Source organism: Candidatus Zymogenus saltonus, assembly GCA_016929395.1.
GTDB lineage: Bacteria > Desulfobacterota > Zymogenia > Zymogenales > Zymogenaceae > Zymogenus > Zymogenus saltonus.
Genome location: JAFGIX010000015.1, coordinates 1 through 12266, shown reverse-complemented (window position 1 = coordinate 12266; position 12266 = coordinate 1). Strand labels below are relative to the sequence as shown.

Annotated in this window: 12 protein-coding genes; 1 reads left to right on the top strand and 11 read right to left on the bottom strand. The window is 56.7% G+C overall.

Features of this window, described 5'->3' with window-relative positions:
- The 11 genes from JW984_03160 to JW984_03110 form a co-directional block, all read right to left on the bottom strand.
- On the bottom strand, nucleotides 1-405 hold the full coding sequence (locus JW984_03160) for a C_GCAxxG_C_C family protein (protein MBN1572178.1): 405 nt from the start codon (nucleotides 403-405) through the stop codon (nucleotides 1-3).
- Nucleotides 406-546: 141 nt separating this feature from the next.
- On the bottom strand, nucleotides 547-1965 hold the full coding sequence (locus tag JW984_03155) for a CoA-binding protein (protein MBN1572177.1): 1419 nt from the start codon (nucleotides 1963-1965) through the stop codon (nucleotides 547-549).
- An 88-nt stretch (nucleotides 1966-2053) separates the two neighbouring features.
- On the bottom strand, nucleotides 2054-2584 hold the full coding sequence (locus JW984_03150) for an N-acetyltransferase (protein MBN1572176.1): 531 nt from the start codon (nucleotides 2582-2584) through the stop codon (nucleotides 2054-2056).
- 147 nt (nucleotides 2585-2731) lie between these two features.
- Nucleotides 2732-3991 carry a lysine 2,3-aminomutase gene (gene ablA, locus JW984_03145; GenBank protein ID MBN1572175.1) on the bottom strand — a complete coding sequence of 420 codons (1260 nt, stop codon included), beginning with the start codon at nucleotides 3989-3991 and terminating at the stop codon, nucleotides 2732-2734.
- A gap of 116 nt (nucleotides 3992-4107) precedes the next feature.
- On the bottom strand, nucleotides 4108-5484 hold the full coding sequence (locus JW984_03140; GenBank protein MBN1572174.1) for an aspartate aminotransferase family protein: 1377 nt from the start codon (nucleotides 5482-5484) through the stop codon (nucleotides 4108-4110).
- Between the two features lie 143 nt (nucleotides 5485-5627).
- Nucleotides 5628-6038 carry a 3-aminobutyryl-CoA ammonia lyase gene (locus tag JW984_03135; GenBank protein ID MBN1572173.1) on the bottom strand — a complete coding sequence of 137 codons (411 nt, stop codon included), beginning with the start codon at nucleotides 6036-6038 and terminating at the stop codon, nucleotides 5628-5630.
- A gap of 128 nt (nucleotides 6039-6166) precedes the next feature.
- On the bottom strand, nucleotides 6167-7291 hold the full coding sequence (locus JW984_03130; protein ID MBN1572172.1) for an aminotransferase class I/II-fold pyridoxal phosphate-dependent enzyme: 1125 nt from the start codon (nucleotides 7289-7291) through the stop codon (nucleotides 6167-6169).
- Nucleotides 7288-8058, bottom strand: a complete 771-nt coding sequence (locus tag JW984_03125) for a cobalamin-dependent protein (GenBank protein ID MBN1572171.1) — start codon at nucleotides 8056-8058, stop codon at nucleotides 7288-7290. Before JW984_03125 ends, JW984_03130 begins: the two co-directional genes overlap by 4 nt.
- Nucleotides 8059-8082: 24 nt before the next feature.
- A complete protein-coding gene (locus JW984_03120; protein MBN1572170.1) occupies nucleotides 8083-9645 on the bottom strand; it encodes a D-lysine 5,6-aminomutase subunit alpha in 1563 nt (520 codons plus the stop codon).
- Nucleotides 9646-9694: 49 nt separating this feature from the next.
- Complete coding sequence (locus JW984_03115) at nucleotides 9695-10741, bottom strand: L-erythro-3,5-diaminohexanoate dehydrogenase (GenBank protein ID MBN1572169.1); 1047 nt, start codon at nucleotides 10739-10741, stop codon at nucleotides 9695-9697.
- 207 nt (nucleotides 10742-10948) lie between these two features.
- Nucleotides 10949-11293 carry a zinc ribbon domain-containing protein gene (locus JW984_03110; protein MBN1572168.1) on the bottom strand — a complete coding sequence of 115 codons (345 nt, stop codon included), beginning with the start codon at nucleotides 11291-11293 and terminating at the stop codon, nucleotides 10949-10951.
- 229 nt (nucleotides 11294-11522) lie between these two features.
- On the opposite strand from JW984_03110, the gene JW984_03105 reads away from it, so the two are divergent.
- Nucleotides 11523-12011, top strand: a complete 489-nt coding sequence (locus JW984_03105) for a hypothetical protein (protein ID MBN1572167.1) — start codon at nucleotides 11523-11525, stop codon at nucleotides 12009-12011.
- Nucleotides 12012-12266 lie beyond the last annotated feature (255 nt).

Genomic DNA, 12266 nt, shown 5'->3' with positions numbered 1-12266 from the left:
TCAAACCTTTTTCGCCCCCGCCCTTTTTTTCTCGATAAGGCCGATGAGCTTTTCAACGGTGAACTGGGCGTACTTCATGCACTTGTCCACCCAGATTTTTGAATCCAGAAACCTCTTGTACTCCCCCGGCTTCGAGAAATCTATCCCGATGAGAGAGCTGCACGTTATGTTCCCGAACTCCTGCCTGAAGAGGTTTACAAACTCCGCTGCATTCTGCCTCGCCCTGTGTCGAGCAAGCTTTACCTCCTCTTTTTTCCCGCCCGTTTCCCTGTGGATGAGGCCGAGGCACACCGCCCCAGCGCTCACGGCGCCACATGGCGCGTCCTGCTGACCGCCTATTCCGGCGACAAAGGGGGTGCACGTCCAGAGGATATCCATATCGCCGAAATCAAAAGACTCCCACATGACCTGCAGGACCGAGGGGCCTCAGTGGTAGCCCTTCAGCATCAGCTCATAGACCCGCTTCTTCGCCTCCTCGACCGATACCTTTTCCGTCATTGTCAGGCCTCCTTTAATATCAATTAAAGGTAAACATCTAAGGCGTTTTCAAACCCTGTTTTTCATCCTCCACCAGCGTACCATGTTGGCGATCGTCCTTCCCGCCTTGTGGGGGCTGTTGAACGTCGGGGCGCCGGCGTCGTCGGCCGCGGCCCGCTCCTCGAAGTGGGCGTAGGGCGCCATCAGGCAGATGACCGCGGGCTTGTTGTGCTGCCTTGCTATCTCCGCGTATTTTTCGGCGGGAAACGCAATCCCCACCTCGGAGCCTCCGCTGTAACAGGAACATGCGATGTGGATATTCGGCTGCGACAGGGCGAGGTCCGCGGCCTTCAGGTACATGTCGGTCATAAACCAGGCGTGGGCGAACATGTCGAGGGGATTCGTTGGTACGGTGAACTCCGGGGCGAACTCCACTATCTTCTCCTTGCTCTTCTCGGTGAAGTCGGGGAGGACGGCGCCCCCCTTCTCGATCGTCTCGGCTACGATCAACGCCGGCCTCGCCGTGTGGGTGAAGATCGCAACGCCCGGCCTCTCGCCGCTATTGAGCTTCGGGATCGGGAGGTCGGCAAAGGCCGACAGCGCCTTTGCCGTGTCCACTAGCTCCTCGTAGTCGTTGACGAAGAGCACCCCGGACTGCTTGTATGCCGCCCGGTAGATATCCTCCGATGCGCTCATGGAGCCGGTGTGGGAGAGGGAGAGACGCCTGGTGGTTTCGGTGAAGCCGGCCTGGTAGGCTATGATCGGCTTCTTCTTGGAGGCGGCCCCGGCGGACTCGAAGAACGCCCTCCCGTCGTCCATCCCCTCGATGAAGAGGCAGATGACGTCGGTGTCGTCGTCGTCGGCCAGGTAGTCGACGAGCTCGGCGAAGTCGAGGTTGACCCGGTTTCCGATGCTGATGAACTTCGAGAGCCCAACGTTGTTGTCCATCATGGTGGTCACGATGGCGGACCCGGTTCCGCCGCTCTGGCTTACCACCGAGACTCCGCCCTTCTTCAGCAGAGACAGGGGATGGGCGAACGTGGCGTTGAGCCCGTGGTGGATGTTCACTGTACCGACGCAGTTCGGCCCGATGATCTTTATCCCGAGGCGGTCGGCCGTCTCCCTCACCTCCCTCTGGAGCCTGACTCCCTCTTCCCCCACCTCCCTGAAGCCCCCGGCGAATATCACCACCCCCTTCGCCCCCTTATTGGCGGCGGACTTCAGGGCTTCGACTATCTTGTCGTGGGGGATGGCAAAGACCATCAGCTGGGCGTCTTCCGGAAGGTCTTCGATAGACCCGTAGCCGGGAACCCCCATGATCTCCCTTCCCGCCAGGGACGGGGAAACGGGAAAGACCTTCCCCTTAAGCCCACCGCTGATTGCGGCCTTGAGGGCGTGAAAGCCGAGCTTGGCGAAGTTTTCCGAAGCCCCCACCACGGCCACGTTCTTGGGATAGAACACGTCCTTAAGGTTTGCTTTTTTGCCCATATCACCTCAACCCATAAAACAACTCAATTAAAATACCGTAACCGATTTATTCTGTGCCCTTTTTAAGTCAGAGGAAGACCCGCTATTTTTAAGGCAAGTCCTCGGCAAACTCCGGCGGATATTGAATAGTTCCTGATATCCCGTTTAAGGCCCCGTGGGCAAGCTCCGCCGCCATGACCGCTTCGTCCGGCGCCTCGAAGGGGACTGAAAGCCCGTAACCGGAGGCGGGAACAAAGCCGAAGCGGGGATAGTAGGAGGGGTGTCCTATGACGATGATGACATTGTGCCCCAGGCGCCGGCACTTCTCAAGGCCCCTTTTTATCAGTTTTGTGCCTATGCCCTTTTTCTGGTATTCCGGGAGCACGGAGATGACCGAAAGGGCAAGGACGGGAATTTCCTTCCCTTCCGATTCAATGGTGATAATGCTGAAGAGGAGGTGTCCCAATATCTTGTTTTCGTTCACCGCTACAAGGGAGAGCTCCGGGATGAAGTTCTCCTTGGAGCGGATTTTTCCTACAAGCTCCGGCTCGACTCTTCTCCCGAAGGCGCTGAGATGCAGGTCGTAGATTGATTTTTGGTCGTCCGCCGTCTCGGAGCGGATATCTATCTCATTTTTCATATCTCGATTTTACCTTGATTTATCGTTTTCAGTTTGTCCGCTATCCAAGCGAGGGCCGACACACGGCTATCTCAACAACAATATTCACGCCTTTTCCTCGGCCTTGAGATTTTTTCCACCGCCCGCGTAAGACAATAGAAAAACAAATCAAGCGTGGAACCGGCTCTTTCTCTTCTCCCGAACCGAGTCGGTGGGCCTAAGCGTCTGGGCCTCCCCTGTGAAGAGCTTCTCGATGCCGATCCCCTCCTCCCCCTTTTTCCTGAGTTCCTTGCATATCTCGCACTCCTCGGGGCCTACGGCCGGCTCCGTGTAGGCGCTTATGAAACCCTCGTAGTTTCTCAGGATGATCTTGTGGTCGCTCCTTGAGATCATGTACTGGGGCATGACGGGGATCTTCCCGCCGCCGCCGGGGGCGTCGACGACGAACGTCGGGACGCAGAGTCCGGAGGTGTGCCCCCTGAGGCGCTCCATTATCTCTATCCCCTTTCCTACCGACGTCCTGAAGTGCTCGATCCCCACCGAGAGGTCGCACTGGTAGATGTAGTAGGGGCGGACGCGGATCTTGACAAGCTCGTGGAGGAGCCTTTTCATCACGTGGATGCAGTCGTTTACGCCCCTCAAGAGCACCGACTGGTTCCCTAGCGGTATCCCGCCCCTGCTCAGGAGGTCGCAGGCCCTTGCGGATTCGGCCGTTATCTCCTTCGGGTGGTTGAAGTGGGTGTTGAACCATATCGGGTGATAGCGGCTGAGCATATCCACCAGCTCCGGGGTGATCCGCTGCGGGAGGACGACCGGCGTCCTCGACCCGATCCTGATTATCTCGACATGGGGTATATCCCTCAACTTCGCCACTATCTCCTCGAGTTTATCGTCGCTCATCGTCAGGGGATCTCCGCCGGAGAGGAGGACGTCCCTCACGTCTGTGGCCTCCTCGATGTAGTCGATATCCGCCTGAAGCTCCTCTTTCGAGCGCATCTGGTCGTTTATGCCGACCACCCTTCGCCTCGTGCAGTGACGGCAGTACATGGTGCACTGGTCGGTGACCTGAAAGAGGACCCTGTCCGGATACCTGTGGGTGAGGCCGGCCACGGGGGAGTCCTCGTCCTCGGAGAGGGGGTCAACAAGGTCTGCAGGCGCCTTTCGGGTCTCGTTAATGGAGGGTATCGCCTGCATCCTGACCGGGCACTTCGGGTTGTCGGGATCCATGAGCGACGCATAGTAGGGCGATATCGCCATCCTGAAGAGTTCGAGCGTCTCCTTTATTCCTTCCTCCTCTTTCGGCGATATATTTACCACACGCTTGAGGTCTTCAAGCTTGGTGATCCGGTTTTTGACCTGCCACTTCCAGTCGTTCCACTGGTCGGGCGTTGTATCTTTAAAGAGGTCGATATCTCTGTAGTCTCTCATCTCAATACCTTTAAACTATTTTCATCCGATATCCGAACTTCCCTTGCACTTTAGATCGATGAAGTCCAAGGGGATTTAGGGCGAAGGCTCTCCCCCATTGAGTCACTATCGACTCACTATCGACTCATAATCGACTCCTCGACCGCCTCCGAAAAGGCGGAGATCCCCTCCATCAGGGCCTCCTCCTCGATAATGAGGGGCGGATTCATTTTGACCGTTCCGCCGCCCGGCCCCAGGGGTGCGTAGAGCATCAGCCCCTTCTGGATGCATTTCTCGACGACGGAAAAGGCGAGGTCGTGGTTGGGGGTTTTCACCCCCTTCTCGGAGAATAGGACGGCGGCGAGCAGCCCCTTTCCGTTGACCGCCCCTATAAAATCTGGGTGTTTGTCCTTGATCTTCTTCAGCTCCCCGTGGAGGATATCGCCCATCCTCCTGGAATTCTCCACGAGGCCCTTCTTCTCGATGAGGTCGATCGAGACGAGGGACGAAGTGCAGGTAAGGGGGTTCCCGCTATGGGTCGAGGTCATCTCCCCCGGGCCGTAGATGTCCATGAACTTGGAGTTTCCCATGACGGCCGATATCGGCAAGCCTCCTCCCATCCCCTTGCCGAGGCAGATGATGTCAGGGACAACGCCGTAATGCTCTATGGAAAAGAGCCTCCCGCTCCTGCCGAAGCCGGCCTGGACCTCGTCGTCTATCAGGAGCGCCCCGTTCTGGGTACACCACTCCCTCAAGGATTTCATGTAGGCCTCCGGGTAAAACCCGGCGATCCCTCCCTGATACGACTCCACCATGACGCCCGCGACCTTGCTTCCCTCCACTCCCTTCTTCTTCAGGGTGTCGGTAAAGGCGGAAAAGTCGGTTTCCGGATTGAAGTACCCGTCCGGGAAGGGAACCTGGACGAAGGTCGGGTCAAGCGTCCCGATCCACTCCTTGAGAGACGGTATCCCCCCCGCGAGCTGGGAGCCCATCGTCCTGCCGTGGAAGGCGCCCTCGAAGGTGACGATTACGTTCTTCTCGTCGCCCCCGATCTTTCTCCCCCAGGTCTTGGCGAGCTTGACGGCGTTTTCGGTGGCCTCCGCCCCCGTGGTCAAAAGAAAGACCTTTTCCATCCCCTCGGGCGCAATCTCCACCAGCTTCTTGACGAGCCTAGCCCTCGGCTCGTTTGGAAAGCAGTAGGAGTGTATCATTCCCGACTCTATCTGGGAGATCAGTCCGCGTTTAAGCTCCGGGGGGAGGTGTCCAGAGTTCGTCACCAGCACCCCGGACGAGAAGTCTATCCACCTGTTGCCGTAGGGATCGGAGACGATAAAGCCGGAGGCGTTGTCCCAGACGACCAGCGGCTGTCCGCTCATCGAAAGCGGCTCGTACTTCCTCAAGTCCTTCAGCAGCGGAATCGACTCCGGAACGGGTATCTCCGTTGCGATCCTCCGGTACTTGGTCTCGATCTTTTCGGTCTTTTTCGGTAGAAGCTTAAAGTTTTTGTACGCCATCTTTTCCATCCCAACTTAAGGTTTATACTTACTTCTTATTTAATATTATCAGCAGCTCCACCGTGTAATCCACTAAAAAGCTGCATCCCATCGAAAAAATACCACCGGCCCCACACAGACACAGCAATCCCGAATATCAATCCCTATTGATTAATATCTCGCTGAAGCTCCTCCGGCGTGACGCAGACGCCGGTCGCCCTGGCGACGAGAACCGGCTCTTTTAAAAAATCGGCCGCCGAGGGGGCGACATCCCTCCTCGCACCGATAACCTTTTTCGCCTCGAACTCCATGGTCCTCGATGTGTTTCCCGACTTCGTTATCCAACCTTTCGCCTCGATGTAGTCCCCTTCGAAGACCGGGGCCTTGAACTCCACCTCGTCGTAGCGGAGGAACAGTCCCTCGTCCCCGTCCATCCTTATCAGGAGCTCCGTCGCCACGTCGCCGAAGAGGGATAGTATCTTCGCCCCGTCCACGAGACCGCCTCCGTAGTGGGCGTCCGCCGTGCTCATCCTGACGCGGATCGTGGACTCGATTTTTCCCCTTTTCTCCGCCATCTTATTATTCCAACAAATGATTTACTATATCGCAAAAACACTGCCTTAAATGCTTGTGCCATCTAAAAACATTTCATATTAGGACAAATACAAACCACAACCATAAAGACCTGCCAAGAAGATTGGGGCTACATTCCCGCCAGGAAGTCGGAGAGCGCCGACACGCCCCGCTCGAACTGCTCAGTTTTGGTCCCCACGCCTATACGAAAGGAAGCCGGGTCGCCGAAGACCCTCCCCGGGAGGATCAGGACGTCCCTCTCGCGGATAAGCCTCAGGCAAAGATCTTCTACCGTCATCCCGTCGATGTTGAGCCTCACAAATCCGGTGTATCCCCCCCTCGGCCTTATCCACGAGAGCCTGCCGCCGGAATCCTCAACCGCTCGCTCGAAGGCCTCGATGTTCCCCCTCGCGATGTCGATATTTCTTTTGAGCAGCGCGCCCTTGTGTCTTAACACCTGCGTTGCGAGAAACTCAGACGGGGCCGCCGCGCACATCGTGGTGTAGTCCTTGAGGATCGAGGCGCTTCCAAGGATGTCTCTCCGCTTCGACGCCAGCCACCCTACCCTCAATCCCCCCAGGCCGTAGGGCTTGGTCATGTCCCCTATCGTGACGACGTTCTCGGAGAGATCGGCCGCGTGGGGGACTTTATCCGCCTTATCGTAGAAGACACCCCAGTACACCTCGTCCGACAACAGGAGCGCCCCGTGCCTTTCCGTTATGTCGACTATCTCCCGCTGAAGGTCTGCGGTGATAATCGAGCCGGTGGGGCTGTGAGGGTGATTGATAACCACCATTTTAACTTTGCTCTTTACGAGGAGCTTTTTCAACATCTCGGGGTCGGGTACGTAGCCGCCCTCCGCAGAAAGGGGTAAAGTCAGCACCTCCACCCCCATGTCGGCCGCCAGCTGGTAGAGGGACTGATATATCGGCCTCTCGGTAACTATCCTGTCCCCCGGCTCGAGGTGGGTCATCATCAAAAGATAGATCGCCTCCGAACCCCCGGTGGTTATCTGGACGTCGTCGGCGCCAAGGCTTTCGTACTCCGTCGCGACCTCCTCCCTCAGCGCCTCGTCCCCCTTGTTCTCCCTGTAGTCGAGGCCGAGCTTGAGATATTGCTCCGTAGCCTCCACGCCCGAAAGCTTCAGGATGTCCTCTGTCGTGGTCTCGGCGCCGCAGGAGGCGCTGATGTTTGTCTTAACGTCGAACTCGTACTCGACGTAAAACCTCTCCAGCTCAAAGGGATGTACCTTCACCTTTCCTCCGCCTTATGAAGCAGTTTCTTGTAGATAAAATATGCCACATGAGACGGGAGGGTTCCCCCGCCATAGCCGCGGTCAAAGCCGAGCTCCACGGCGAGCTTGTCGGTTATCCTCGGCCCCCCGGCGATTAAAATCGGCCTCTCCCCCCCGTACTCCTCGTCGAAGAGATCAACGAGTCTCGACAGGTTTCCGATATGGACGTCCTTTTGCGTCACCACCTGCGAAACGAGGACAGCGTCCGCCTTTTCGTTTATCGCCCTCTCCAAGATCTCCTCTCCCGTCACCTGCGCCCCCATGTTTATCGCCTCGATGTTTTTGTAGCGCTCCAGGCCGTAATCGCCGGCGTACCCCTTCATATTCATTATGGCGTCTATCCCCACGGTGTGGGCGTCGTTTCCGATGCAGGCCCCCACGACCACGATCTTTCTTTTGAGATTATCCTCGATCATCTTGTCTATCACCTTCATGTCGGGGGGTTTCTCGTCTTCCTCCTCAAAAACCTCGATCTTCGTTATATCCACATCGTGGATAATCCTGCCGTACAGGACTATGAAGGTCATGTCGGAGCCGATATCCGTCGCCGAGCTGACGTACGGGTCGTCGATCCCCATCTTCTGGGCGAGCCTCTTTGCGGCTTCTGTGGCAAGCTCCCCGGTGACTCCCGGGAGGGTAAAGGATAGCTGCACCGCCCCGTCGTTCATCGTATCGCCGTACGGTTTTACGTATTTCCTTTTCCTTGTCTCCAGCTTCGATTTCGGCATCAATTACCCCTCGAAAAAGGCCAACTACTCAAAAAAAGGATTAAAGTACTCCCCGTCCGCCTTTTTGAAGACGCCCGCCGCCCCCTTCCCCTCGTCGGGGCTTCGCTTTATATCGGCAAACATCCCCCTCGCCAACGCCTCGACCAGCCCGATCTCCTCCACCTCCCCGAGCATCTCGTGGGCGCTCCTCAAGACCTCCTTGGCCCGCATCTCGATCCTACCCCCCCTCTCGAAGGATATTTCGGATGCGATGTTTCTCATGTTGTTCCTGGCGTATCTCGCCCCCTGAAGGGAGAGAAACCTGTCCCCCACGTGGGGGGTGTGGATGGCCTCCGTCAGAATGCCCAGGAGGTGTATCGACTGGCCGGTCATCATCGAGGCCGCGTTGAACATCATGTCGATCAGGTGCGCCCGAAAGACGTTTCCGGTGATATGCTTCGTGGGGGGCATGTACTTTATCGGGGCGTCGGGGAATATCTCCCTCATCATCTGGGCCTGGGCGACCTCCATCAGAAATCCGTCCTCGATCTCCGGGTCTATCTCGAAGGCGTGGCCCAGCCCTATGAGCCTCGGGGGGAGGCCCGCCTTTATCGCGAACTGTTCGTTAATGAAGTCGCTGGCCAGAACCGTGTGGGCCTGCTCGACCGCGTCCGCCGTGGTGAGGTAGTTATCCTCCCCTGTGTTGATGATAATATCGGCGCGGGTGTTTATCGTCCGGGAGAAGTGCTGGTCGACAAACGTCCTCATGGTGTTGATGTTCCTGAAGATTATCCCGTACATCGAGTCGTTGAGCAGCATGTCGAGGCGCTCGAAAGCGGCCATGACCGCGATCTCCGGCATACAGAGGCCGGAGGCGTAGTTGACGAGGTAGATGTATCTCCCCGCTCTCTCCCCTGCATCGTCCAGGGCCTCGCGCATTATTCTGAAGTTCTCCTGAGTGGCGTAGGTCCCGCCGAAGCCCTCCGTGGTGGCGCCGTAGGGGACGTAATCGAGTAGGCTCTGGGCCGTGGAGCGGATGACCGCTATGCAGTCGGCCCCCATCTCGACGGCGCTTTTCGCCTGAACCACGTCTTCAAAGATGTTTCCGGTGGCGACGATGACGTAAAGGAGGGGCCCACTGTCCATCGGGAGCCTCTCCTTTAAGGAACTCCTCTCATCGACCCTCTTTTTTATCCTCCTTAGGCCCGCGTCCACAAGGGGCCTTAAGACCTCTCTCCTCTTTTTTAGCGGGAGCGGCTCGGCCCCCACCACCTTGCCCTTGACCTTGCCCTTGACTTTAATATCCCCCTTGGATATGCCCCCGGCTAAAGATTGAATATCGACACCGGAACCGGCCATCAGGTCGGCCACGGTTCCGGCGACCCCCGATTCGAGCCTCCCCGCTCTCTTCACCGCATCGACAACGATATTCGCGAGCGGAGTCCCCTTCCTGTCTACGCCGTCAAGCCCCATGAGCCTCAGGACGCTTCGCTCCACGCTGTCGGTGGAATGAGAGACGATAAATCCGTGAAGACGGTCGGCGATCCTCTCCGCCGTCAGACGGCACTCGTCAACCATCTTCCTGTCGAGGTCAAGCTTCGATTTCAAGGGCCCACTCCATATACGGCCGTAATACTCAACTAATATTAGTGGTTAACTAACCGTAGAGGTCTTTGAAGACCTCCATAAGCACGGGCGACTCCCTGAGGACCTCCAGCGCGATCTCGGCGTGGCCGGTCGCGTAGCCGTTTCCGATTATCATCGTGGCGTCCGACCCCACGCCCTCCGCCCCCAGGGCCGCCTTCGTGAAGCTCGTCGCCATGGAGAAAAAATATATCAGCCCGTCCCTCTTGGTGGCGAGGATCGAGCCCATCTCGGTGTTCGGGACATTGACGCAGTTTATCGTGACGTCGGCCATCTTTCCATTGGTCAACCTATCCACCTCCCGCTCCACCTCGAGGGGGTTTGAGGCGTCGACCTTGATCACGTGGTCACAGAGGCCAAGGTCTGTTATCCTCTTTGTGCTCGCATCGCTGTGGCCGGTGCCGATTATCGTGCCGGTAACGCCGGCCCTCTTTTTTGCCTCGAAGGCGACCAGCATCCCGCTCTTTCCGCCGGCGCCGATGATAAAGACGGTGTCACCGGGCTTCACCAACCTCGCCGTCTGGGCGGGCGCCCCGGCCACGTCCAGAACCGCCAGCGCCACCGACGCCGGCATGTCGGAAGGCAACTTTACGAATACCGTCCTCTCGAAGAGGATCGCTCTTCCCGCAACGTCCACCTGGTCCCGGTCTTTCTTTACGCTCACGATCTTGTCAATCTTCAAGGGTGTCAGCGACAGCGACACCAGCGACGCGATCTTGTCCCCAACGGAAATGTCGTAAAGGCCCTTGAGCTTAGGGCCTATCTCGGCTATTGTCCCTATGAACATCCCGCCGGAGCCGGTGACCGGGTTGTGCTGCTTTCCCCTCTCCCTTACCGTCCTCAATATGATTTCGGCGATCTTCGCCTCGTCCCCCTTCGCCTCTTCTTTTATCTGGGTGAACGACGCCGAGTCGACGTTCAGCGTCTTTACGTCGACCAATATCTCGTTGTCGTATATCTCCATGTCGTTATCGATGACGTCGGCCGCCTGGGGAAGCACCCCCTTCGGCCTTATCACCCTGTGGGCGCCGTATTTGTCGCCGCTCTTGTATTTTTTCATTGCTTCCCGCCGATCCCCAAGGTTTACAATAATACCAGTATATTTATCACCGCCGGGCGATTAATTCAAGGAATTTCGTTGGAAAAAGGGCGCAAAAAAAAGGCCCCTTCCCATCGGGAAGAGACCCCCTTTGTCAATCTCCTGCCGGCCCCCTCTAAACCGCTAACGCCCAACCTTCAGCTACCATCCCCCTGATCCAAGGCAGACCTATGACGCATCGGCGCCCTTTTCGCTCTTCTCGCCCTTGTTCTCCTTCGGCTTTTCCGGCATCTTTTCCGCTTTTATCTCCTTTGACGTATCGGCCTTCGGGGCCTTGTCGTTTCCGTTGTCCCCCTTCATGTTGAATTTATCTTTATCGCCCCCGCCGTTTTTCTTTCCGCCGTAGTCGGTGGCGTACCAGCCGGTGCCCTTAAGAATAAAGGTGGAGTTCGAGATCAGCTTGGTTAGCTTGCCCCCGCATTTTTCGCACTTTTCAAGGGGTGGGTCCGAGACCTTTTGGAGCGCCTCCGTAATCTCGCCGCAGGTGTCGCAGGTATATTCGTATATCGGCATTTAAACCTCCCTTGTGACCAGCATAATTATAGCTATAGAATGAACTATCAAGATTAATATAATTACGATTTTTGGAATTTCAACCGAGATTTGGATATTAAAGGTATAGATTTTATACTTTTTTTCGCGATTTGTCGAGGCTTTTTTGAAATTTTTTTTAGATTTTTTAGGGTTTTACCGATCTGCTTAACCATTTGACAACAGACTTCCGATAAAGTAGAATTATTTTATGGGTATTTGGCCTTTCAAGATATTCAGGAAGTCGGAGGACAAGCCGTCCGAGTTCGAGGTCGTCCGGGAGGGGAAGGTCGAGCTCGTGGTGAGGACGAGCGAGGCGGAATGGCTCCCGAGGGCGCTGGAGCTTTACAGGAAGAAGGCGCCCTTCACGTTCATCGATGACGCCGGGCTGGGCTTCGATGCAAACGACCTGGGGTCGGCCGTGTCGTTGATGCGGGCGGCGAAGAGCAAGGGGGGCGCCACAATAAAGACGATCGTCTCGGTCTTGACCGGCCTGGGGCTTTCCGGGGCGGGGTTGTGGATGGTGGCGGCGGCGATATTCGACCCGGAACCGACATCGAAGCTGGGACTCCTTGTCGCCGGGGGGACGCTGATTACGCTTACCGGCGGGCTGGGGACGTTCCACGCGCTGGGGATAAAGTTCGTCATCACCGGAAAGGACAGCAAGGGGTCTGAGTTCAGGATCGAGCCGAAGGATTGAGGTTCTTGACAAGACGCGATTGCCGCGCTACTTCTTAGACAAGGGGCTTAAGCCCCTTGTCTGGTTCCACGCCTATTTGACTAAGGGAATCCATTATACTGTCATTCCCGACTCGATCGGGAATCCAGATTGACATTAATCCCCACACACGCAAAACGACAAACGCTCCTGGATTCCCGCTTTCGCGGGAATGACATATAATAAAAAACCGTCATTGCGAGGAGCGAAGCCTTTTTCTTAAAAGGCGAGCGACGA

Coding starts and splice junctions, on each gene's coding strand:
- ablA (MBN1572175.1), bottom strand. CDS start 3,991: ATGAGAGACTACAGAGATATCGACCTCTTTAAAGATACAACGCCCGAC.
- JW984_03155 (MBN1572177.1), bottom strand. CDS start 1,965: ATGGGCAAAAAAGCAAACCTTAAGGACGTGTTCTATCCCAAGAACGTG.
- JW984_03150 (MBN1572176.1), bottom strand. CDS start 2,584: ATGAAAAATGAGATAGATATCCGCTCCGAGACGGCGGACGACCAAAAA.
- JW984_03140 (MBN1572174.1), bottom strand. CDS start 5,484: ATGGCGTACAAAAACTTTAAGCTTCTACCGAAAAAGACCGAAAAGATC.
- JW984_03125 (MBN1572171.1), bottom strand. CDS start 8,058: ATGCCGAAATCGAAGCTGGAGACAAGGAAAAGGAAATACGTAAAACCG.
- JW984_03115 (MBN1572169.1), bottom strand. CDS start 10,741: ATGAAAAAATACAAGAGCGGCGACAAATACGGCGCCCACAGGGTGATA.
- JW984_03110 (MBN1572168.1), bottom strand. CDS start 11,293: ATGCCGATATACGAATATACCTGCGACACCTGCGGCGAGATTACGGAG.
- JW984_03160 (MBN1572178.1), bottom strand. CDS start 405: ATGTGGGAGTCTTTTGATTTCGGCGATATGGATATCCTCTGGACGTGC.
- JW984_03135 (MBN1572173.1), bottom strand. CDS start 6,038: ATGGCGGAGAAAAGGGGAAAAATCGAGTCCACGATCCGCGTCAGGATG.
- JW984_03105 (MBN1572167.1), top strand. CDS start 11,523: ATGGGTATTTGGCCTTTCAAGATATTCAGGAAGTCGGAGGACAAGCCG.